Origin of the sequence: Methylophilus sp. 3sh_L, from assembly GCF_046766015.1 — a bacterium.
GTDB lineage: Bacteria > Pseudomonadota > Gammaproteobacteria > Burkholderiales > Methylophilaceae > Methylophilus.
The window spans coordinates 43,747-67,281 of record NZ_JBKOUF010000003.1 but is presented as its reverse complement, the minus strand read 5'-3'; the positions used below and the strand labels follow the sequence as shown (position 1 = coordinate 67,281).

Genomic DNA, 23,535 nt, shown 5'->3' with positions numbered 1-23,535 from the left:
TGTTCATCTAAACAGAGGCGATCCGTTGTTGCGCAGCGCCCACTTCAGCCATCACTTTTCCTAATATTTCAATCGCTTCTTTGCGTACAAAACTTTTGCGCCAGGCCAGCGCGATCCGTCTGCTAGGGGCAGGGCGGGTAAACGGGATCACGCGAATCAGCGGGTTCTGATAGCGCGTTGCGGTGGCCATGGCTGGCAGCACGGTGATACCCAAATTCGAAGCCACCATATTTCTGATCGTTTCCAGTGAGTTGCCTTGCAGCACTTCGCCTTTGCGGCTGAGCTCGGGGCAGGCCTGGGTCACCTGATTGCTAAAGCAATGTCCGGTGTTGAGCAATAACACTTTTTCCTGGCTCAACTCATCCGCCTCAACCGATGTGCGCTTGGCCCAGGCATGACTCACGGGCACCACCACATTAAAGTCCTCGTCATACAGCGGCAAGGTTTCTATGCCCGGCACATCAAACGGCAAGGCCACTACTGCTGCATCTATGAGCCCGTTTTTCAACTGCTGCTCCAAAGTGGCTGTGATATTTTCTTCTACCTCCAGCGGCATATGAGGGGCGATATGGATGAGTGGCGGAATGATTTCGGGTAACAGATAAGGCCCAACCGAGTGAATCATGCCTAGCTTGAACAGGCCGTTCAGCGGATCGTTACCGTGTTTTGCCATCTCTTTGATTTTTGCTGCTTGCTCCAGCACGATATTGGCTTGGGCAATAATCTGTTCCCCAATTTCGGTGGGCGTCACCTCGTTGCGGTTGCGCTCAAACAAAGAAACACCAAGTTCTTCTTCCAGTTTTTTGATCCCCAGGCTCAGCGCTGGCTGGGTGACAAAACACTTTTCGGCGGCGCGCCTGAAATTTCTCTCCTGCGCCACTGCCAACACAAACTTTAATTCAATCAAGGTCATTTGCTTACCTCACTACTTTAACCATCATTAGTCTATATGTATTAATTTTATTAATCAATAATATCAAAACATACAATTATACAAATTAAAAGACCCTCACTAGAATGCGAGGCATGGATCATTACCTAAGGAGACAAAATGTGGACTTGGCTTAATCAGGAATCAGCCGTGTGGCAGGAAGCATTAGCTGCTTATGCCGCCAGTTTTTAAATAATCATTTAATTTGCCATCAAATTATTATCGTAACAATCAGGGCGTAGTATATTTGAGCCTTGATGAATTTTTTGCCGCAATCATCAATTAATAACAAGGAGCTAACACATGCAGAATCAAAACACGGGTGCTAAGTGCCCATTCGCGCATGGCGCAATTACGACCACAGCACAAACCAATACAAACTGGTGGCCCAATGCCCTCAATCTGGATATCTTGCATCAGCATGACCGCAAAACCAATCCGCTGGGCGAGTCCTTTGACTACAGGCAGGCATTATCCAAGCTGGATGTTGACGCCCTTAAAAAAGATATGCATGCCTTAATGACGGAGAGCCAGCCATGGTGGCCCGCAGATTGGGGGCACTATGGTGGCTTGATGATTCGCATGGCCTGGCACGCGGCAGGGACGTATCGCGTGGCGGATGGTCGCGGCGGTGCGGGCACTGGGAATCAGCGCTTTGCGCCACTCAACAGCTGGCCCGATAACGTTAACCTGGATAAAGCACGCCGCCTGCTGTGGCCGATCAAGAAAAAATACGGCAACAAGATTTCCTGGGCGGACCTGATTGTACTTGCAGGCACCATTGCTTATGAGTCCATGGGCCTTAAGACGTTTGGATTTGCTTTTGGCCGTGAGGATATCTGGCATCCGGAAAAAGACATTTACTGGGGCAACGAAAAAGAATGGCTGGCAAAAACTGGTAGCGAAGGGAGCCGTTATTCCGGGCAACGCGATCTCGAAAATCCGCTGGCAGCGGTGATGATGGGCCTGATTTATGTCAATCCGGAAGGCGTGGATGGTAACCCTGACCCGCTCAAAACTGCACAGGACATCCGCGTCACTTTTGCGCGGATGGCAATGAACGATGAGGAAACCGTCGCGCTGACCGCAGGCGGCCATACGGTTGGTAAGGCCCACGGCAACGGCCAGGCAAGCAATCTCGGTGCCGATCCTGAAGCTGCCGATGTGCATGAGCAAGGCATGGGTTGGAACAACCACATGACACGTGGCATTGGCCGTGATACGGTCACCAGCGGTATCGAAGGGGCTTGGACCACGCACCCGACCAAATGGGATAACGGATACTTTGCCATGCTGTTTAACCATGACTGGGAGCTCAAAAAGAGCCCGGCCGGTGCATGGCAATGGGAGCCCGTGAATATCAAGGAAGAAGACAAGCCGGTCGATGTCGAGGATCCTAGTATCCGTTATAACCCCATCATGACGGATGCGGATATGGCGATGATCAAGGACCCGATTTACCGCAAAATCTCGGAGCGATTCCGTGATGACCAAGCGTATTTTTCTGAAGTATTTGCCCGCGCCTGGTTCAAGCTGACGCACCGTGATATGGGACCAAAAGCTCGTTACATCGGCCCAGATGTGCCGCAAGAAGACCTGATCTGGCAAGATCCGGTGCCTGCCGGTACCGCCATCAGCGAGTCCGATATTGCGGCACTCAAAACGCAAATACTGGCGAGCGGCTTAAGCACGGCAGAACTGGTTGCGACCGCTTGGGACAGCGCACGTACTTTCCGTGCTTCTGATTACCGCGGCGGGGCAAATGGCGCACGTATTCGTCTGGCACCCCAAAAAGACTGGGTAGGTAACGAGCCCGTCAGGCTGCAAAAAGTACTGGCCGTGCTGCAAGGCATACAACAAGCTTTTGGTAAACCTGTCAGCATGGCAGACCTGATTGTCCTGGGTGGCTCTGCCGCAGTAGAGCAGGCCGCCAAAGCTGCTGGGGTCAATATCACGGTGCCATTTGCGGCGGGCCGGGGCGATGCGACACCCGAGCAGACCGATGTGGAGTCTTTTGAGGTGCTGGAACCTGTGCATGACGGCTACCGCAACTGGCTCAAGGCCGATTACGTCCCCTCGGCAGAAGAAATGCTGCTGGACCGTACCCAGTTAATGGGCCTGACTGCGCCAGAAATGACCGTACTTGTCGGCGGGATGCGTGTACTCGATACCAACCACGGCGGTAGCAAGCACGGCGTGTTTACGGATCAGCCAGGCGTCCTCAGCAATGACTTTTTTGTGAACCTGACTGATATGCGTTATACATGGGTGCCCGCGGGAAACAACCTGTATGAAGTCCGTGAGCGCAACACCGGTGCAGTGAAATGGACCGCTACACGGGTAGATCTGGTGTTTGGGTCTAACTCCATTCTGCGTTCTTATGCCGAGGTCTATGCACAAGACGACGCGAAAGAGAAGTTTGTACAAGACTTTGTTGCCGCCTGGACCAAGGTCATGAATGCAGATCGTTTTGATCTTAAAAATTAAAAACGGCTGTCATTGTTAAGTGATGCCTAGCGCCTTGAGAGATCAAGGCGCTTTTTTATTGATGGCTTAGCATGCAATAGAGCATGGGGGTGGATCATCCAGAGACTTTCGCCATGCCCATGCGATGCGAGCCGCTTAATTTTCAATCGTGAAATTTCCATGGCTACCGCAAGTCTGTAAAACTGTCTGTTAGAATAACTGTATGGATATCTATTTGATGCTGAAGGCCGTGATCATGGGCCTGGTCGAAGGCGCGACCGAGTTTATTCCTGTCAGTAGTACAGGGCATCTGATCATTACCGGGGAGTGGTTGGACTTTCTCTCTAAAGATAAACGCGATGTCTTTGAGATCATCATCCAGTTGGGCGCGATTCTGGCCGTCTGTGTCGAATACCGGCAACGGCTATGGGATACCGTGCAGCGTATTCAAACCGATACCAATGCCCAGCACTTTGTACGTAACCTCATCATCGCTTTTTTACCTGCCGCCTTGCTTGGCCTCGCATTTCATCACCAGATTAAAGAATATTTGTTTTCCTCCTTCACCGTTGGCATTGCGTTGGTGGTCGGGGGCGTACTGATTTTGCTGATAGAAAAATTTGTGCCAGCAGGCAAGACGCGGAATATTGACCAGATTTCAGCCAAGCAAGCCTTGCAAATTGGTTTCGCACAATCGCTGGCGCTGTTTCCAGGCATGTCGCGTTCCGGCGCAACCATTTTGGGGGGGATGTTTTTTGGCCTGAGCCGCCAGACGGCGACCGAGTTTTCGTTCTTTTTAGCCCTGCCCATCATGTTCGCGGCCACTGGGCTAGACCTTTATCAAGCTCGTGATTTGCTCTCAGCAGACGATGCATTGATCTTTTTGATTGGTTTCGTGGTCTCACTGTTGTCAGCCCTGGTGGTGATCCGCGCGCTGATCCGCTTCGTCACCCAGCATTCGTTTGCAGTGTTTGCCTGGTACCGTATTGTGTTTGGCATTCTGGTGCTGGTTTTCTTTGCACATTAATTTGTTTTAAGGTGTATGCATGAACCGTGCGCTGTTTAAAAAAATAGCCTATGTGCTTGCCGCCATCCTGGCGGTGTTGCTATTGCTGGTGGTTTACTTGGCTGCGACGTTTAATCCTAACGATTACAAGTCCACTGTCATTCAACTGGTGAAAGACAAGAAACAGCGTACGCTAGACATCAAAGGCGACATCAAGCTGAGTTTCTGGCCAAAAATTGGTGCGGATTTAGGCGAAATTACTTTGTCTGAACATCAGTCCAATCAGCAATTTGCAGCAATCAAAAGTGCCAAAGTGGCCTTGGCGGTGTTGCCATTGCTCAAAAAAGAAATTGTGGTGGATACGGTCTACCTCGATGGCGCGCAAGTGAACGTCATCCAGCATGCCGATGGCAGTTTCAACTTTGACGACTTGCTCAGCAAAGAGGAAGAAGAATCCCAGCAGATCAATTTTGATGTGCAAGGCATCAAAGTCACCAATACTGAAGCCAGCTTTATGAATGAGAAAAGCGGGGCCAAGTATTCGGTCGACCAGCTCAACCTGACTACCGGCCAAGTGGCGCTTAAAAAACCGTTTGATATCGAGACAGATTTCCACTTGGTGGCAAATCAACCCGTGATCAATGCCAAAGCCACCATCAACGCTAACATGATGGCCGACCCGGAAGCGAAACATTTTGTGGTGAAGGGCCTGGACGCGCAGCTTAAAGGTGATCTACTGGATGGTCAGGATGTGACCGTCACCGCCGTTGGCGCGGTAGATGTAGATGCCGCGAAAGCAGCCCTGGATGTTTCTGGCCTCAAACTGGCGATGCAGGGGAATTTTAAAGGCGTTGAGCGTCAGGTTACCTTGCAAGCACCTGCCTTGGCTTTAAATCCACAATTGATCAGCAGTGAAAAAGTCGTGCTGGCACTCAAGCAAAAAGATACCAATGGCGATCTGAGTGTCGACGTGACGTTGGCTGAATTAAAAGGCAATCAGCAAACGGTAGAAAGTAAAGGCTTGACTGCGGATGTCAATGTCAACGCAGGTGCCCGCAAGGTAGAGGGGCATTTTTCCTCACCAGTTACGGCAAATCTGGCGGATATGATGGTTGAAGTGCCAGCGCTGGCGGGTAAGTTTGATATTAAAGATCCAGCCCTGCTAAATGGGGCGATGCAAGGGCAGTTCAAGCTGGCGGTTAACGCCAATGTGAAGCAAGAGCAAGTCAAAACCAGCTTTGATTTGAGCCTGGCGGAAACCAAGCTCAATGGTGACATAAGCGTGGCAGGGTTTGCGACGCCGCATATCGGTTTTAAAGTCCATGCCGATACCTTGAACTTGAACGCATTGCTGGGTAAGGCCAAAGTGCAAAAAGAAACGGTTGCCAGCAGTAATGCCAACCGCGCGAAAGCTGACAAACCTGCCGATTTGAGTGCGTTAAAAACCTTATTCCTAGATGGCAGTGTCAATATCGGCAAGATTCTATACAGCCCCTATACCTTGACTGGTTTGAACGTGGGTATTAAAGCCGATGGCCAGAAGCTGGCTCTGCAAGGCCTGGATGTCAAATTGGACGACAGCCGTATCCAGGGGAATGTTGGCATTAGCCAGTTCAGCAAACCGCTGTATTCGTTTGATCTTAATATCGACAAGCTGGATTTGAACCGGTATCTACCCGCTGCAGAAGCCCAGGCGGGTGAAACGGCAGCCAAGCCTGCCGAGAAAACCGCGCAAGCGGAGCAGCCGCTAGATTTGTCTGCCTTGAAGGCGCTCAATGCCCAGGGCAATATCCGCATTGGCTGGTTGAAATATGGTAAAACCGAAGCCAAAAACCTCAATATTGGACTGAAAGCGCAGGAGGGAGTCGCCAGCCTCGACCCGCTCAACGCCGATGTCTATCAAGGCACGGTGCGCGGCGCCGTTAAGCTGGATGCGCGTGCCACGCCTGCAGTGACCCTACAGCAAAGTCTGCAAAATATCGCTGTCGGCCCGTTGTTAGTGGATACGATCAACAATGACATGCTGTCTGGTAACGGCAATTTGAATATAAATGTCACCGCGCAAGGAAATACGGTGACAGCACTAAAAAAGTCGCTGGGCGGCTCGGTTGATTTACGCATGGCCGATGGCGCCGTTAAAGGGTTTGATCTGGCCGGGACTATCCGCGAGGCGAAAAGCAAGCTCAACTTGCTCAAGGGTCAATCCAGCGCAGACGCAGATAAAAGTAAAAAAACTGACTTTAGTGAGCTCACCGCCAGTTTTAATATCAAGAATGGCGTGGCTCACAATGATGATCTGGCCATGAAGGCCCCGGTGTTTCGTTTGACCAAAGGCGAAAGCAAAGGCGATATTGATATCGGCAAAGAACAGATCAATTATCTGGCCAAGCCCACCTTGGTAAACTCGCTCAAGGGGCAGGGCGGAAAAGAGGCTGATCAGTTGGGCAGTATTGGGATTCCAATTAAAGTCAGCGGGAGCTTTAGTGCGCCCAAATTCGGGGTTGATATGGCCGCTTTAGGCCAGGCACTGGCTAAATCGGCCGCACTGGATGCATTGACCAATAAAGTGGGCGGTGACAAGGCAGAGGCACTTAAAGGTTTGCTGAATGGAAAATCCTCAGGTAGCACGGGCAGTGATTCTACCAACCCTCAAGGCAATGAGAGCACTGAACCTGCCAAGCCTGTGGATGAGCTTAAGCAAAAAGCGCTCAAAAAACTGCTCAATTTCTAGGGTTGTGTATTAGCGGTTTATTGTGAGTGAATTTGCAGAAAAACTGATTGCCTGGCAGCAGGCATATGGCCGTCACGATTTGCCCTGGCAGCAGACCCGGGACCCTTACGCTATTTGGGTATCAGAAATCATGTTGCAGCAAACGCAGGTGTCGGCGGTCATTGCTTATTATGACCGCTTCATGCAGCGTTTTCCTTCCATTGCCAGTCTAGCCGAAGCTAAGCAAGATGAAGTCATGCGGTACTGGAGTGGGTTAGGCTATTACTCGCGTGCGCGTAACTTGCACCATGCCGCCCAAACCATTATGCGTGAGCATTGTGGTATTTTTCCAACAGATTTCGAGACCATCCAAACTTTAAAAGGCATCGGGCGCTCAACCGCCGCTGCCATCAGTGTGTTCGCATTTAACCAGCGGCAAACAATTCTCGATGGCAATGTTAAGCGTGTGCTGGCACGCTTGTATGCCGTTGAAGGCTGGCCAGGTCTACCAGACGTAGAAAAAAAACTCTGGCAAATTGCCGAAAGTGTATTGCCTAGTCAAGGTTTGCCTGCTTACGTGCAAGGGCTGATGGATTTTGGGGCCACCTTATGTACGCGTAGTAAGCCCTTCTGTGAGCATTGTCCAATGCAAACCACTTGTTTGGCATATCAGCAACAAAGGGTTTCTGCACTGCCTGCCCCCAAGCCTCGTAAAGCGCTGCCAGAAAAACAGGCCACGTTATTAATGATTATGGATGCCGGGGAGATTCTGCTGGAGCGGCGGCCAAATCAGGGTATATGGGGCGGCTTATGGAGTTTGCCTGAGTTGTCGCCCAGTGAGCTTGCTGTGCCATATGTGAAACAAGCGTTTGGGCTGGAGGTTGAGACGCTTGAAACCTTGCCCGTGCTTTGGCATACCTTTACGCATTTCAAACTTGAAATCACCCCACAGCCACTTCAGCTGCAAGGCCAGCGCAGACAACTGGCACCAAACCAGCAATGGCTATCTTTGGAGGATGCAATCAGTGCTGCTTTGCCAACGCCGGTACGTACCCTGATCAAAGAGCTGCAAAAATTGCGTCTGTAAGACAGGTTATAGATTTGCGAGGCGGAAGATGTGGCTAGCCAATTCCGTCTGATTATTTTTGAGATGTTGTAACAACGCATGCCCCTGATCAGGTTTTACCAACGCTTTCTGGTAAATCAGTGGCAATTCAAAAATCGCGATTTCGCGCTCTACGATGTTTAATGTCTGATGCTTGGAGCTTTCAAGCACGTCAAGCAGCTTCTCATAGACATTATCTTGTACCCGTGTATAAGGGAACAAAATCCAGAAATCGGTCCCTTCCCGTCCTACTAGGTCAGACCGCCTAAAAGAGCTTTGTAAATCGTGCGTTAAAGACGAGAGTTGACGCAGGGCCTCAGGCGCCCCGTAGGCCTCACCTAAACTATTGTCATCGCCATAAGCAATTTTCACCAGGGCAATATTAAAGTCCTCTGAGTGCCTGATCAGCACTTGGCAAATCCAGTCCAAGGTCTCTACAAAGCGACTACATAACTGAATATCCGAAATCATCTTAATTCCCCAGCGAATGCACAATGCGTGTTGTGCAAGTTATCTATAGATCATGCAAATGTTTACTATGCTAGCAGAAAGATATATTGATGTTGATGAGAAATCACCTAAAAAACGCCATCAGTTCTAAAAAACACCCTACTAAGGCAGGAGGGTAGACTGTTGCAAATCTGCAACAACGTTAAGTAAGACTAAGCAATTTGACGTATTCACTTGCGCCATCTGGGCTGCTTTTGCAAAAATTGCTCTGACCTTGCAGGAAATGCTTTAAGTGATTCCGCAGGAGTTATTAGGAAGAGCCTTTAGATAGCTCTTTTCTGGAAAGCAATATCCTTACACAAGTTGTGAAAACAACATTTTTGGAGATTCGTATGAATACAAAATTGAACGTTGCAGTTGCAGCAGCTCTGTTCGCTGCCGCTAGTGGCGCACAAGCTGGCATCACTATCCCAGCTGGTGACTGGACTCTGGACATCGGTGGCGTTGTTAACGCTTACTACACAAACACACGCGTATCAGGTGAGCAAACTGCTGGTTATGCAACTTTGACCTCTGGCCGTGGTTCGCAAGATGCATTAACTGGCGGTGGTGATTTCAATCGTAGCCAATCCAACATTTCAACTGGCCTGTTGCCAAACTACCTGAGCGTTTCTGGTAAAACTCGCCAAAACGATCTGGATGTTGCATTTACAATCAGCATCAACCCAGGTTCTTCAACAACACAAGCTGGTATTCAAAATGGCCAAGGTAACCAAGAAAACCGTCAAGCATTCCTGACATTTGGTGATGCTTCTTGGGGTTCTATCAAGCTTGGTAAAGATTTGGGCATTTTTGCTTCTGACGCAATCTTGAACGACATGACATTGTTGGGCGTTGGTGGCGGTGCAGGCGGTTTGGCTGGTAACACAACTACTCTTGGTCGTATTGGTACTGGTTACGTTTATGCAGACTGGAAAGCTCAAGCAGCTTACACATCACCAAATTGGAACGGTTTCCAATTTACAGTCGGTGCTACTCAAGCATTCAACGCAATTGATGTTGGTTTGAACTCAGCAGTTTCTACTAATCGTGGTGGTAGCCAGCCAGCATTCGAAGGTAAAGCATCTTACGAGTGGACTGGTGATGTAGCTGGTAAAGTTTGGGCAAGCTTCATTAGCCAAAAAATTGAACAATTGAATAACGGTGCAACACCTACACCAGTTCAATTAGGTGGCGGTAGCCGTGTTAGCGCGTTTGATATTGGCGCCACTGTCAAGGTTGCTGATTTTGGTTTGACTGGTTACTACTATGACGGCCGTGGTATTGGTCAAACTGTTCAAATGAACGGTGGTTATGATATTACTGGTAAACGCCGTGATTCCAAAGGTGGTTACGTACAAGGTACATACACTATTCCAGGTGTGGGTACTAAATTGGGCGTAAGCTGGGGTCAAAGCAAACTGGAAGCTAACTCCGGTGATGCAATCGCAGCTGGTCAAGTTGGTAAAGACCTGAAAGATGAAATGTGGACAGTTGGTGCTTATCATCCTTTGACCAAACACTTGAACTTGGTTGCTGAGTACAGCGATGTTAAGTCTGAAGTTGGTTCTTTGGAAGGTAAAGGCAAAACTATCGCTTTGGGCGGTATTCTGTTCTTCTAATTTAATTGCAGTTTAACTGCTTAAATTAAGAGTCAGATAAAACGGCAACTTCGGTTGCCGTTTTTTATTGAACTATCATTGTAAGAGCAAAAGAGATGAAGCTTTATCCAGTAACTGTAATCTCAGATTTTTATGAAAATCCAGATGACATCCGAAAATATGCTTTAGCGCAGAAATACACCTACTGCCATGAAATTAAAGGGGTAGATTATGTATTTCCTGGGAGTCGGACTAAAGAGCTGCGTGAGTTGAGTCAGTCGCTATACGAGAAGGTCTGTAAAAAATTAATCAGCGTATTTCATTTGCCTGAGCATGATGTAATGCGCTGGCAGATCAATACAAGTTTTCAAATTGTTGAGGGTGAATATGGTCACGGGCTTATCCATCAGGATCAAAATACCGTATTTGCAGGTGTGCTTTATTTAACACCCGATGCTCCATTAGATTCGGGGACTTCTTTATTCAGAAAGAATGGCAGTTATGATGAGGATCTATATTGGAAGCTGATTAAAGAGAATGACGAGCGTTTTAAGCGTAAAGAGCCAATTGACTTCACTTATCACAATATGTTCGACGAAATTGTTCGAGTCAATAACGTCTATAATTCATTGATTCTGTTTGAGGGGGATATCCACCATTGTGCCAATCAGTTTTTTGGCAAAACAAAACAAGACTCGCGACTGGCACAGGTGTTTTTTATTACCAAGATTGATGCTAACAAAGAAAGCTCTTTCCCGCTTTTGCGAGTGAAGAATCAAGCTCTTTAATCATCAATCCCCAACTCTTGTATTTTGCGGGTAAGTGTATTCCTCCCCATGCCCAACTGATTGGCGGCTTCAATGCGGCGGCCATCGGTGTGGGCGAGGGCGCGGGTGATGAGGATACGCTCAAACTCTTTGGTTTTGGCGTCCAGAATATTGGTTTCCCCGCGATTGAGCGCGTCGGTGACTTCCTGTGCGAGGGCTTCTTGCCATGAGCCGCCGCTGCTGTGTTTTCCGGTATCTTCTTTCAGCTCTGGGGGCAGGTCATTGACGTCCACGTTTTGACCTGGGGCCATGACGGTGAGCCAGTGGCAGACGTTCTCAAGCTGGCGAACGTTACCGCTCCAGTTGACTGACATTAGGTACTTAATGGCCGCTTGCGATAACTGTTTAGGTTCAACGCCTAATTGCTGTGCGCTGTGGGCGAGAAAATGTTTGGTCAGCAACGGAATATCTTCCCTGCGCTCACGCAAAGGCGGTAAGCGCAGGCGAATGACGTTTAAGCGGTGAAACAGGTCTTCACGGAACAAGCCTTGTTTTACGCGCTCTTCAAGGTCCTGGTGGGTGGCTGCAATCACGCGTACATTCACTTTAATCGGTTGGTGTCCGCCTACCCGGTAAAACTGGCCGTCGGACAAGACACGCAATAATCTTGTTTGCAAATCTGCAGGCATGTCTCCAATTTCATCCAGAAACAAAGTGCCGTTGTCTGCCTGTTCAAAGCGGCCACGTCTGGCTGCAGCGGCTCCAGTAAAAGCGCCGCGTTCATGACCAAACAATTCGGATTCTAATAAGTCTTTAGGAATCGCGGCGGTGTTGATGGCGATAAATGGCTTGTCAGCACGTGGGCTGTGTCTATGCAGCGCACTGGCGACCAGTTCTTTACCACTGCCTGATTCGCCGTTAATGAGCACTGTTGAGTGCGAGCGGCTGAGGCGGCCAATGGCACGGAAAACTTCTTGCATAGCGGGTGCCTGGCCGATGATTTCTGGCGATGGGCCAGTGTCTTCTACGGCTTCGACAGATTGCCGCATGCTTTCTTCAACCGCACGTTTGATAATTTCGATGGCTTGGTCAACATCAAATGGTTTCGCCAGATATTCGAATGCGCCGCCCTGAAATGCCGCGACCGCGCTCTCTAAGTCCGAGTAAGCAGTCATGATAATGACCGGAATTTCAGGATACCGCTGCTTCACCTCGGATAAAAAGTCCAGGCCCGAGCCATTGGGCATGCGGATGTCACTGACGATGACTTGGGGTTGTTCACGATTTAAAGCGTTGAGGGCTTCAGCCGGGGAGGAAAATGTTTTGAAATCAAAGTCGGTGCGTGCCAGGGCTTTTTCAAACACCCAGCGGATGGATTTGTCGTCGTCTAGGATCCAGATTGGCTTCATAGCTGTTTCTCGTGAATTATTGTACGGATGATTTTAATTGCGTACTTTCAATCGGTAGCAATATATGGAAGATGGTTTTACCCGGCTGCGAGTCGCAATCGATCATGCCATGGTGCTGTGTAATAAAGGTTTGTGCCAAGGCGAGGCCCAAGCCTGTGCCGCCTTCCCGACCGGATACCAGTGGGTAGAAAATACGCTCTTTAATGCCGGCAGGAATCCCTGGGCCATTATCAATAATCTCTAAATGAATCCCTACGCGGTAACGTTTTCTGGCGAGTGTGATCTGCCGTTCAGCTCGCGTGCGTAAGGTAATACTCGCGCCTTCAGTCTGATGTTGTTGCATGGCCTGTGCCGCATTACGCGCAATATTGAGTACGGCTTGTATCAACTTCTCGCGATCACCAATCAGTTCAGGCAAGCTGGTGTCGTAGTCGCGGATCACGCGGATATGGTTGGGCGATTCGGCCAGTAGCAGGCTGCGTACGCGCTCCAGCACCTCATGAATATTGGTAGGCTCATATTTGGGCACACGATGCGGTGCCAGCAGCCTATCCATGAGACTATGCAGCCTGTCAGCCTCCTTGATAATCACTTGTGTATATTCTTTCAGGCTAGGTTGGGGTAGCTCAAACTCAAGCAACTGTGCTGCCCCACGTAAGCCACCGAGTGGGTTACGGATTTCATGCGCCAGATTTCTTAATAGCTCAGAGTTAGCTTGTTGTTGTATCAGCATGCGTTCTTCACGGGCAATACGCAATTGCTGATCCATTTGCACAAATTCCAGAATCAGCATGTCCTCAGGCGTTTGGTTGAAGGAGGCTGAGATAGGCGTTACGGTACAGGTAACAGCCGTGGTATGGCCGCGTTGGGTGGTCAGCGCGAACTCATGCTCACGATAAGGGCTTTGTGTTTGAATGGCGTTGGTCACCGCCATTTGCAGGATTTCGCAATTAATAAACACGTCATGAATATGTGCGCCCTGAATCTGGTTGGCACTGAATGCAAACAAAATCTCCGCACTTGAGTTCGCATAAGTGACTTCGAGCCGGTTGTTGAGCAAAATCACTGCCGTGGCAATGTGCTCGAGACCGTTAAAGCCATTGGGAGATTTCTGTACCATGTTCTGAGTTTGTTAAAAAGAGTGAATCACGCCCTGTTTTAAAGCAAAACCCAAGCCAATTCTTACAAGAAGCGTAAAAATGATTGAGCAAGCCCCCAAAATGGTGCATTTAAAGGTTGAGCTCTTTATTTAACAGCTCGATATTGCGCTCATGTGCCTGAATTTCCGCCTCAATCACGCGCAGTTTTTCTTCATACTTGGCGACATTCCTAAACGTTTTTCCATTGGCACCTCTATAGACTTCTGGCGTATTCTGCGCTTCTTCATAGAGGAGTCGAGCATTATCAAGTGCTTGTTTTTCTTGAGAAAGTTCGTTCATCAACAACTCTCTCCGCTTTTGGTCGCGTTGGTTTTGTGTTTGATTGTCAACTTTGGGAAAGTCGGCCGGAGAAGGGGTTTTGGCCGTAGATTTTTTTTCTTTGGCTGGCGGCGGGGGCTCTGCCATTTTTGGTCCGCTAATAATCAGTTCCGCCTTGCTTTTACCTTCAGGCTTGATATTCGTGTAGGTGGTGACGCCATTGCTGTCGGTATATTTATAAATATCTGCATTTGCAGTATTGAATGCCAACAGAAACGGCCATAGGTAAAAAAGTCTTTTCATGGCAATAGTTTAGAGTAGATTGTTGAGGGTATCAACGTCTGCTTGCCTAAAAGCGTTGACGGACAAATGCGCACATAAAAAAACAGGGCAGCCTGGGCTGCCCTGTTTTAGTGCAATCTCTTCTGATTAGCAGGAGTAGTACAGACCAAACTCCACTGGGTGTGGTGTTTGGCGCAGTTTAGTGACTTCTTCCATTTTCAATGCAATGTATGAATCAATCCAGTCATCTGAGAAAACGCCGCCGCGTGTTAAGAACTCGCGGTCTTTATCCAGATACTCCAATGCTTGTTCCAGAGATGAGCATACCGTTGGGATCAATGCATCTTCTTCTGGTGGCAGATGGTACAAGTCTTTAGTCGCTGGTTCACCTGGGTGAATCTTGTTCTGAACGCCATCCAGACCAGCCATCAACAAGGCTGAGAAAGCCAAGTATGGGTTAGCAATCGGGTCTGGGAAGCGTGCTTCAACACGGCGTGCTTTGTCTGAATGCACAAATGGAATACGAATCGCAGCAGAACGGTTTTTAGCGGAGTAAGCCAATTTCACTGGTGCTTCGTAGTGTGGAACCAAGCGCTTGTATGAGTTGGTGCCTGGGTTGGTAATCGCGTTCAATGCACGTGCGTGCTTGATGATACCGCCGATGTAGTACAGAGCGAAGTCGCTCAGGCCTGCATAGCCGTTACCTGCAAACAGGTTTTTGCCATCTTTCCATACGGACTGGTGTACGTGCATCCCGGAGCCGTTGTCACCAAACATTGGTTTAGGCATAAATGTAGCAGTTTTACCGTAAGCGTGTGCAGTGTTAGTCACTACGTATTTCAGGATTTGCGTCCAGTCAGCACGCTGTACCAAGGTCGCAAATTTAGTACCGATTTCACATTGACCTGCTGTTGCCACTTCGTGGTGGTGCACTTCAACAGGCACGCCCAGTTCTTCTAAGGTCATGACCATGGCAGAGCGGATGTCGTGCAATGAATCGACAGGAGGCACTGGGAAGTAGCCGCCTTTAACGCCTGGACGGTGACCAGTGTTGCCGCCCTCGAATTTTTCACCTGAGGACCATGCGGCCTCTTCTGAGTTGATTTTCACAAAGCTACCACCCATGGTGGCATCCCACTGAACGCTATCAAAAATAAAGAACTCTGGCTCTGGACCAAAATAAGCAGTGTCACCCAGGCCGCTGGATTTCAGGTAAGCTTCAGCGCGTTTTGCCAGGGAGCGTGGGTCACGGTCATAGCCTTTACCATCAGTAGGGTCTACTACGTCGCAGGTCAGAACCAAGGTTGGTTCGTCAAAAAATGGATCGATGAATGCGGTGCTTGCATCAGGCATCAATTGCATGTCAGAGGCTTGAATGCCTTTCCAGCCAGCAATGGAAGAACCATCAAAGGCGTGACCTTCGGTAAATTTATCTTCGTCGAAGGCAGACACTGGCACGGTCACGTGCTGCTCTTTACCTCTGGTGTCGGTAAAACGGAAATCAACAAATTTGATGTCGTTTTCCGCAACCAGTTTCATTACGTTTGCAACGGACATTACATTCTCCTCAGTGATCAAGATCTAAAATGATTCAACTTGCGCACGCAAAAAAGGGACATGTTGCGGATGTCCCGGAACGTGAGCAAATATAAAAACACAAACTAGCAAAACAAATAGATATGTGGAATTTTTGGTTTACGAATTCCATTGAATCTTAGTATGTAATAGTAGCAGGAAGCATGCCACCCAAAAACAGGCATTTTGCATGGATATGAGATATCTGACATAAAAAAGCAAAATCAATACGCACCAAAAAGGTGCTCAACAACAAATTGAGCACAAAAATGGTGCTCCATGCGCTTGCGTGACTTTCACAGGTATACTCGCGGTTTGACTAGCTTATTAAAAGAACGAAGGTGTCCTTTGGAAAGTGTTGAGAAAATCTTGCAACAAGCCGCTCAGCGTGCTCAGCAAAATGGTTTGCCGTATGCCGGCGCGATGACGCCCCAGGAGGCGTATGCGCTAATCAGTCAAGATCAAAATGCGGTGTTGGTGGATGTGCGCTCACGTGCCGAGTTGGAGTTGGTAGGGCGGGTGCCCATGGCGACGCATCTGGAATGGGCATTTTATCCCGGCATGATTGCCAATCCGGACTTCGCCGATCAGTTACAAGCGCAGGTTGATCCTGCACGTACCGTCGTCTTTATGTGCCGCACCGGCGGCCGCAGCCATAATGCCGCATTACTGGCACAAAAACTCGGATATGCCAATGCCTATAACATGCTTGAAGGCTTTGAAGGCGAGGCCAATGAAGCCAAGCAACGAACCCTGATCAACGGCTGGAAACAGGCAGGGTTGCCCTGGTCCAATTAGGCAAGCAGCTTATGTCGGTTGAGAAATATGCAGTCATTGGTCACCCGATTGCGCACAGCAAATCCCCATTGATTCACCAGGCGTTTGCACAGCAATTTGGCAAGACCATTGTTTACGATAAAGTGTTGGCCCCGCTAGATGGTTTCCTGGCTACAGTGCAAGAATTGCAGCAGCAAGGCTATTTAGGGGCGAATGTCACGGTGCCATTTAAATTTGAAGCCTTTGACCTTAGCCAGACTTTATCTGAACGCGCGCAAGCGGCTGGGGCTGTGAACACCCTCAGTTTTAGCCAAGCGCAGATTCAGGGCGACAATACCGATGGTTGCGGCCTGGTCAATGACATTCTCAAACACCATCAGACAGCCTTGGCCGCAAAAAGAATATTGCTGCTCGGTGCTGGTGGGGCTGCACAAGGCGTGATGTTGCCATTGATCGCGCAGCGCCCGGCGCAAGTAACGGTCGCTAATCGCAGCCAGGACAAGGCGCAAGCCATGTTAAAGAAGTTTGCAACCGAGGCGCAGCAGTTTGACGTCTCTCTGGCAGTCACAAGCTTTACAGATCTCAATGCACCTCTCAATGAACCATATGATGTGGTGATCAATGCCACTTCTGCTGGCTTGACGGACACACCACTCTCCCTTTCATCGCAACTGTTTGGCGCGCATACCCTGGCGTATGACATGATGTATGGCCGCGAAACGCCATTCATGCAACAGGCCCGTCTGGCAGGTGCAAAAGTGGTGGATGGTTTGGGCATGTTGATAGAGCAGGCGGCAGAAGCCTTTTTTATCTGGCATGGCTTGCGTCCTGATACCGCCCCTGTGATTCAGGCATTCCGCTAATCTTCCTTGCGTCATGAAACAAAGCATTAAACTGTTTTTTGCCCTGTTTTTACTGTGGGTATTGCTGTATCAGGTTTGGATTTTCGCGCATATTTTGTGGTGGGTAGACCACAACCCGGAAACCACTGCTTTTATGGAGGCGCGACTCGAGGTGATGCAAGAAAGTCATCCGGGGGCAACACTGCAACAGCAGTGGGTCCCTTACGCTAAAATCAGCAACCACTTAAAACGCGCAGTGATTGCGGCCGAAGACAGCAAGTTTGTTGAGCATGAAGGCTTTGACTGGGTCGGCATCGAAACCGCTTTTGAGAAAAATCTCAAGAAGGGCAAAATCGTCGCCGGCGGCTCTACCATCAGTCAGCAATTGGCTAAAAATTTGTTTTTATCCGGGCACCGCACGCCTTGGCGCAAAGCGCAAGAAGCGGTGATTACTTTCATGCTTGAAAAGCTAATGAGTAAACGCCGTATTCTCGAAATCTACCTTAATGTGATTGAATGGGGCGATGGCGTATTTGGGGCGCAAGCGGCTGCCAAACACTATTTTCGCACCTCCGCCTATGCACTTGCGCCCGTGCAGGCGGCTAGACTTGCGGCCATGATTCCGAATCCGCGCTTTTATGATTTGCATCGCAGTACGCGGTTTTTGAATCGGCATAGCGCCACCATTCAGGCACGCATGCGATTAGTCAAAATACCCTGATTTTATGCGCCTGATTTAGGTATTAACGTGAAACACTCCCACATACAATGTTTGCTATCAATGGATTTGCCTGATCATATTCTTATCGATCAGATTCATAGGCGGTGCATGCAAGTGCATCGCCAGGCCGGTTGCATGTTGACCTTAGCCTTTGACAGCGAGATGTTTTACAAGGGTGTGAGGTAACGGCCAGGTTAACTGGCCGTATTTTTTTAAGGCGCATTCCTCGGTTGTCTAATGACTTGCACGTCGCTGCTTTAACTGGTGCCGATATCAAACATGGCATCCAGATCCTGCTTGCGGTAGGTGCGCAGTGACAGCATGGTTTCGGTTCTCACTATGCCGCTGATGGCAGCAAGTTGATGAGTCACCAGTGCTGAGAGCGCCTCGGGACCGGTGACTTGTATGATGGCCACCAGGTCATATTGACCACTCACCGAATAAACTTCTGTGACTTGTGCTAACGATGCCAGGGATTCTGCCACGGTTGCCATCTGTTGACGCTCAGCGTTCACCAACATAATACAGGTCATCATCAAGACTCTCCTTATGACATGCTCCGCCAATCAATGGCGGAGCTTACACAGCATTCAAACAGTTTTCGTCTGTACCGGCATCTTCTGCGCGGTATCAGGTTGATGGCGCCGTAGCAGGGCCTTATGCAGATACCGAAAATCGGCCGGATCAATCGGTAAAAACCACTGCTTGAAGCGGGTCGCGACGCCCAGCGGCAGGCGCATGTCCGATAACAGCTCGTCAATATGATGCAGTGAGAACGGAATGATATTGGTGCCTTTGGAGTGTTTGCCTTCTGTACGCGCTTCCATCCATGCCAGACGTTCTTTGATTGTGCTGCGTTGCGCCTCTGCGGTCGGCAACTTCATCTTTCCACCAATCCAGTCGGCCAGCCAGTAAGCGCCTACTTCGGCATTGAGCTGGCTAAAGAATGAAGAGTTATAACCATTAAACGCCAGACCTGGCATGCCAACCGGTGCCATCGACCGGTACAGCACAAAATTACCTTCTGCATCGGTCACATGTTTCATCACGTCATCGTTCAAAAAAGGCACACGCTGATGCCAGCCTGTCCCGCAAATCACAATGTCGGCTGGCAAACGGCGGCCATCGGTTAAATGTGCATAACGCACGCCATGCTCAATGCTAAAGCCTGTGATACTGTTTTGTTTGGCAACGTCAATATGACCCGCCTCCACGCTTTCAAAGAAACCTTCGGTGACCAGGCTGACGGTACTGCGCGCAATCGATTCTAGTGGCTGGTCAGGCTTGAGGCCCAGTTTTTCGAGGCGGCATTGGCGGTTGATGACCCACTGCACCTGATTCAGCATGCTGTTACGGATCGGTTTGCCGATGCCGTGCAAAAAGCGCTCTATGCCTTTAAGGCGGATATATTTAAACAAGCCTTCACCCATGCGCGTCAAAAACAGGTATTTGTAATTGAGCACATTCATGAGTCGTTTTGGCACTTTCCAGATCAAATGTCTGGCCACCACTGTAGTGCTCGCCGCTTGCTGGCAAACCGCTTGTGCCACATCGGTAGAAGATTTGCCATAGCCCACAATCAGCACATGCTTGCCTTTGGCATCTGCAAGCTCCTTGAACTCGCTGGTGTGGCAAATACGGCTACCTGCGGCGGTAAATTCGGCTGCACCCGGATAGTCCGGGATCATGGGCTGCGAAAAAATTCCGTTACAGACAATTAAAAAATCAAAATGTCGCGTTTCCTCTGCTTTGCCTTCGGTCTTGACGGTGAGTTGCCAGCCTTTTCCTACCGGTTGGGCTAATTTCACTTCGGTATTCAATGCAATCAAATGTGCAAAATTGAACTGCTTGGTATAGGCATCCAGATAGTGCTGCACCTGCTCGCCACTTGGCCACTCAGGGTAATGCTTGGGATAGGGGAAATCTGAAAAGGCATAGGTGGACTTCACATTTTGGGTGGTCAGGTTAGGGTAGCGTCTGGAGGCGCTCCACACCCCGCCGACATCAGCCTCCTTCTCAAACACCGTGACCTGGTGACCAAATGCAGTCAGCACTTTTGCTGTACTCAAACCGGCAAACCCGGCACCCACAATCGCAATATTCATACGGTTTCCTTTGCGCTTAAAAATTCATACAGGGCCTATCCCTGTATCGTCGGCTGCAGTATTGAGCGAGCAAGGTTTGCCGACTATCCAGAAACTGCCTGCACTATCCGCGTTCGGCAACAACTTGCATGCGTGCTGAATTTGGTTGCGCAATGCGGATAGTGACTGCACGGAGCGGATAGCTCCGCCGTCTGCGCTGCGAGAAAGTAGCAACCACAACGAAGGTGATCACTTGCCTTCCCACCCTTCAACCGAGCAAGCGAGACGAAAAATGGGACAAATGATAGAAATCAGCGCGCAATTCCCGGCCTTTAAAGGCTATCTGGCACTGCCAGCCACCGGCAGCGGGCCGGGCCTGGTGTTGTGCCAGGAAATTTTTGGCGTGAATGCCAATATGCAGGCCATTGCCGACCTGTATGCCGAAGAGGGCTATATGGTGCTGGTGCCTGATTTGTACTGGCGCCTGCAGCCTGGCATTACCCTGACCGATGCGGCAGAAGACATGCCGGCCGCGTTGGGCTATTACCAGCAGTTTGATGAAGCCATCGGCATGCAGGATGTCCAACTGGCCATCAGCTGTTTGCGTGGCATGGCAGGGGCCAGTGGCAAGGTGGGGGTGCTGGGCTATTGCCTGGGCGGCAAACTGGCTTACCTGGCGGCTAGCCAGACTGATGCGGATGTGGCGGTGGGCTATTATGGAGTAGGCATAGAGCAGGCCTTGCCACAGATGGCTGCGCTACGCTGCCCATTAACCCTGCATATGGCTGAGCAGGATGCCTTCTGCCCTCCCGCGGCGCAAACCGCGATTCTGGCCGCGGCCACTGCACAGCCACTGGTTAAGACCTATGTGTATGCGGGCGTGGACCATGCCTTTGCCCGCCTGGCCGGTGCGCATTACCACGCCCCCTCGGCACAGATGGCATATAGCCGCACCCTGGGCGCCTTGCGCAAAGCCATAGGGCCTGATTATGACCTGAGCGCAATTGCAGATCATCACTTTGCGCTCGAATTTGCCACCCGCGATGCCGATGCCACCATGACCACCATGGTCGCCCAGCCATATGTGAATCATGTGCCCACCATGACGGGCGGGGTCGGCTACACCATGCTGCGTCGCTTTTATCAGCATCACTTTATCCACAATAACCCGGCAGACATGCAAATGACGCCAATTTCACGCGTAGTTGGTGCGGACCGCATGGTGGATGAGTTTGTGCTCAGTTTTACGCATGACTGCGAGATTGACTGGTTGCTGCCGAATGTGCCGCCGACCGGGCGCCGGATTGAAATCCCCATGCTGGTGGTGGTGACTTTCCGTGGAGACAAGCTGTTTAACGAACATATTTACTGGGATCAGGCCAGCGTACTGGTGCAAGCCGGGTTGCTTGATCCCGCCCTGGTGCCCGCCATCTGCGGGGTAGAGCAAGCACGTAAACTGCTGGACCCTAACCTTCCTTCCAACACGCTGATGGCCAACTGGTCACTCAGTGCCAATGCATGAGGTGCGCCATGAAAGGTATCGCAAACAAAGTTGTCATCGTCACCGGTAGCGCCACGCTGATCGGTGCGGCCGTGGTAGAAGCCTTCCACGCCGCGGGCGCAAAAGTGGTGGCGGTGGATATTGATGCACGTGGGGCGACGGTGGCGGCTGGCATCAGCGCTGACATTCTGTTTTTACAAACAGACATTACCGATGATGCCGCCTTGCAACAGCTGGTGGCGACCACGCAACACACCTTTGGCGGTGTAGATTTCCTGGTCAACCTGGCCTGTAGCTATGTGGACAACGGCTTTGCTGCCAGCCGCGAGGATTGGTTGCTCAGTTACAACGTCAACCTGGTCAGCAGTGTCATGCTGGCCAAGGCTTGCCATGCGGCGATGTGTCAGCGTGGCGGTGGCGCCATCGTGCATTTTTCCAGCATCTCAGCCAGCGCTGCGCAAACCGGCCGTTGGCTATATCCGGCCAGCAAAGCGGCCACTGAACAGCTGACCCGCAGCATGGCGGTTGACCTGGCCCCAGACCATATCCGCGTCAATGCCGTGGCACCCGGCTGGATCTGGTCACGCGTCATGGACGAGCTGACGGGCGGCAACCGCGCCAAAACGGATGCCGTCGCTGCACCATTCCATGCCTTGAAGCGCGTAGGTGACCCGCAGGAGGTCGCCGATGTGGTGCTGTTTTTATGCTCGGACCATGCCTCGTTTGTCACGGGCGCCGTGTATGCCGTCGATGGCGGCTACAGCGCCATGGGTCCCGAGCAGGCAGAGCCCGCCATTCCCAAGCTGGCGGATTGATATTTACACCCGGATTTTTTAAACGATTGAATCTCACTCTGAAAGGAACCCCTCGATGAACCTCCTCTCCTCAGGCAGTAAACCCCTTAGCGCACTGGGTCTGGCACTGGCCACCACCAGCTTACCCATGTTCGCCCACGCCTACGATTTGCCTCCAATCAACCTTGGGTTTACCAGCTTTCTGGATGGTGCCCCGCCTGCAGGCAACGGCTGGTATTTCAGCCAATACGTACAGCAATACCATGCCGACAAGTTCAAGGATAACTCGGGCAATAGTCTAGGCCTGCCTAACCCCAAAGTGGATGTTACCGTCAGTCTGTCGCAAATACTGTATATCTCGGATATCGAAGTCGCCGGGGCTAATCTGGGCATGGATGTGATTGTGCCGGTGGTCAGCCCGCATACCAGTTATGGCGCCGCCTCTAATGCCTTCCCCAAGGCGGGTGACAGTGGCATGGGTGATTTGCTGGTTGGTCCCTTCTTGCAGTGGCCAACCCTCATGGGCGAGCACGGCCCCAAATTTATGCAGCGTGTTGAATTACAGTTTATTTTGCCCACGGGCGAATACAGCGCTAACCGCGAAATCAACCCGGGCAGCAATGCCTGGTCGTTCAACCCTTACTGGTCAGGCACTTATTTTTTCACACCAGAATGGACTGCCTCTGTGCGTGCCCACTATTTGTGGAATGGCAAAAATGATGATCCCAACCGAGGGTTTCAGGCTCTTGGTGCCACCAGTACACGTGCCGGGCAGGCGTTTCATACCAACTTTGCCATGGAGTATGCCTTTACACCGCAACTGCGCTTGGGCGTTAACGGTTACTACCTCAAGCAAACGACCGATACTCAAATGAACGGTCATGACGTGTCTGGGCGTCGCGAGCAAGTATTGGCATTGGGCGTGGGGGGCATGTACAGCTTTTCCAAGCAGGATCATCTGATGTTTAACTTCTACGATGAAATGGCGGTGAAAAACCGTACCGAAGGTGAACGTTACAACCTGCGTTTTGTGCATCACTTTTAAGGATTCGAGGTC

General features: G+C 50.3%; 20 protein-coding genes. 12 read left to right on the top strand and 8 right to left on the bottom strand.

Annotated elements, in window-relative coordinates; all coding sequences use genetic code 11:
• Positions 1–7: 7 nt before the first annotated feature.
• Positions 8–913, bottom strand: coding sequence for a hydrogen peroxide-inducible genes activator (locus tag ACIDF8_RS08045; protein ID WP_412010106.1), 906 nt, complete (start codon positions 911–913; stop codon positions 8–10).
• 321 nt (positions 914–1,234) lie between these two features.
• Between ACIDF8_RS08045 and katG the strand changes: the two genes are divergently transcribed.
• The 4 genes from katG (at position 1,235) to mutY (ending at position 8,200) form a co-directional block, all read left to right on the top strand.
• Entirely contained in the window at positions 1,235–3,418 is a 2,184-nt protein-coding gene (gene katG / locus ACIDF8_RS08040) for a catalase/peroxidase HPI (RefSeq protein ID WP_412010105.1), read from the top strand.
• A 202-nt stretch (positions 3,419–3,620) separates the two neighbouring features.
• Positions 3,621–4,424 (top strand): undecaprenyl-diphosphate phosphatase, encoded by an 804-nt coding sequence (locus ACIDF8_RS08035; protein WP_412010104.1) that lies wholly within the window; start codon positions 3,621–3,623, stop codon positions 4,422–4,424.
• Between the two features lie 19 nt (positions 4,425–4,443).
• Positions 4,444–7,134, top strand: coding sequence for an AsmA family protein (locus tag ACIDF8_RS08030; RefSeq protein WP_412010103.1), 2,691 nt, complete (start codon positions 4,444–4,446; stop codon positions 7,132–7,134).
• 22 nt (positions 7,135–7,156) lie between these two features.
• Positions 7,157–8,200, top strand: a complete 1,044-nt coding sequence (gene mutY / locus ACIDF8_RS08025) for an A/G-specific adenine glycosylase (RefSeq protein ID WP_412010102.1) — start codon at positions 7,157–7,159, stop codon at positions 8,198–8,200.
• Positions 8,201–8,206: 6 nt separating this feature from the next.
• Here the strand turns inward: mutY and ACIDF8_RS08020 are convergent, their stop codons facing one another.
• Entirely contained in the window at positions 8,207–8,689 is a 483-nt protein-coding gene (locus ACIDF8_RS08020; RefSeq protein WP_412010101.1) for a hypothetical protein, read from the bottom strand.
• A gap of 371 nt (positions 8,690–9,060) precedes the next feature.
• On the opposite strand from ACIDF8_RS08020, the gene ACIDF8_RS08015 reads away from it, so the two are divergent.
• Positions 9,061–10,329, top strand: coding sequence for a porin (locus tag ACIDF8_RS08015; protein WP_412010100.1), 1,269 nt, complete (start codon positions 9,061–9,063; stop codon positions 10,327–10,329).
• Between the two features lie 95 nt (positions 10,330–10,424).
• A complete protein-coding gene (locus ACIDF8_RS08010) occupies positions 10,425–11,096 on the top strand; it encodes a DUF6445 family protein (protein WP_412010099.1) in 672 nt (223 codons plus the stop codon).
• Here ACIDF8_RS08010 and ntrC read toward each other — a convergent pair.
• The 4 genes from ntrC to glnA form a co-directional block, all read right to left on the bottom strand.
• Complete coding sequence (ntrC, locus tag ACIDF8_RS08005) at positions 11,093–12,484, bottom strand: nitrogen regulation protein NR(I) (protein WP_412010098.1); 1,392 nt, start codon at positions 12,482–12,484, stop codon at positions 11,093–11,095. The genes ACIDF8_RS08010 and ntrC overlap by 4 nt on opposite strands.
• Positions 12,485–12,500: 16 nt before the next feature.
• Positions 12,501–13,604 (bottom strand): nitrogen regulation protein NR(II), encoded by a 1,104-nt coding sequence (glnL, locus tag ACIDF8_RS08000; RefSeq protein WP_412010097.1) that lies wholly within the window; start codon positions 13,602–13,604, stop codon positions 12,501–12,503.
• 109 nt (positions 13,605–13,713) lie between these two features.
• Positions 13,714–14,205 (bottom strand): DUF4124 domain-containing protein, encoded by a 492-nt coding sequence (locus ACIDF8_RS07995; RefSeq protein WP_412010096.1) that lies wholly within the window; start codon positions 14,203–14,205, stop codon positions 13,714–13,716.
• Between the two features lie 126 nt (positions 14,206–14,331).
• On the bottom strand, positions 14,332–15,741 hold the full coding sequence (glnA, locus tag ACIDF8_RS07990; protein ID WP_412010095.1) for a type I glutamate--ammonia ligase: 1,410 nt from the start codon (positions 15,739–15,741) through the stop codon (positions 14,332–14,334).
• A gap of 366 nt (positions 15,742–16,107) precedes the next feature.
• Between glnA and ACIDF8_RS07985 the strand changes: the two genes are divergently transcribed.
• From ACIDF8_RS07985 to mtgA, 3 genes are read left to right on the top strand one after another with little or no spacing between them, the layout of a single operon-like run.
• Positions 16,108–16,557 carry a rhodanese-like domain-containing protein gene (locus ACIDF8_RS07985; protein ID WP_412010094.1) on the top strand — a complete coding sequence of 150 codons (450 nt, stop codon included), beginning with the start codon at positions 16,108–16,110 and terminating at the stop codon, positions 16,555–16,557.
• Between the two features lie 11 nt (positions 16,558–16,568).
• The gene (gene aroE / locus ACIDF8_RS07980) at positions 16,569–17,399 is read left to right on the top strand and encodes a shikimate dehydrogenase (RefSeq protein WP_412010093.1); all 831 of its coding nucleotides are present in this window, start codon (positions 16,569–16,571) and stop codon (positions 17,397–17,399) included.
• A gap of 13 nt (positions 17,400–17,412) precedes the next feature.
• Entirely contained in the window at positions 17,413–18,099 is a 687-nt protein-coding gene (gene mtgA, locus ACIDF8_RS07975) for a monofunctional biosynthetic peptidoglycan transglycosylase (protein WP_412010092.1), read from the top strand.
• 257 nt (positions 18,100–18,356) lie between these two features.
• Here mtgA and ACIDF8_RS07970 read toward each other — a convergent pair whose 3' ends face one another.
• Both ACIDF8_RS07970 and ACIDF8_RS07965 read right to left on the bottom strand, forming a co-directional pair.
• A complete protein-coding gene (locus ACIDF8_RS07970) occupies positions 18,357–18,635 on the bottom strand; it encodes an Lrp/AsnC family transcriptional regulator (RefSeq protein WP_412010091.1) in 279 nt (92 codons plus the stop codon).
• A 54-nt stretch (positions 18,636–18,689) separates the two neighbouring features.
• On the bottom strand, positions 18,690–20,204 hold the full coding sequence (locus tag ACIDF8_RS07965; protein WP_412010090.1) for a flavin-containing monooxygenase: 1,515 nt from the start codon (positions 20,202–20,204) through the stop codon (positions 18,690–18,692).
• A 280-nt stretch (positions 20,205–20,484) separates the two neighbouring features.
• On the opposite strand from ACIDF8_RS07965, the gene ACIDF8_RS07960 reads away from it, so the two are divergent.
• From ACIDF8_RS07960 to ACIDF8_RS07950, 3 genes are read left to right on the top strand one after another with little or no spacing between them, the layout of a single operon-like run.
• Positions 20,485–21,705: a dienelactone hydrolase family protein gene (locus ACIDF8_RS07960; RefSeq protein ID WP_412010089.1), complete on the top strand. Its 1,221-nt coding sequence runs from the start codon at positions 20,485–20,487 to the stop codon at positions 21,703–21,705.
• Positions 21,706–21,713: 8 nt separating this feature from the next.
• On the top strand, positions 21,714–22,499 hold the full coding sequence (locus ACIDF8_RS07955; RefSeq protein WP_412010088.1) for an SDR family oxidoreductase: 786 nt from the start codon (positions 21,714–21,716) through the stop codon (positions 22,497–22,499).
• Positions 22,500–22,554: 55 nt separating this feature from the next.
• Positions 22,555–23,523, top strand: a complete 969-nt coding sequence (locus tag ACIDF8_RS07950; RefSeq protein WP_412010087.1) for a SphA family protein — start codon at positions 22,555–22,557, stop codon at positions 23,521–23,523.
• Positions 23,524–23,535: the final 12 nt, after the last annotated feature.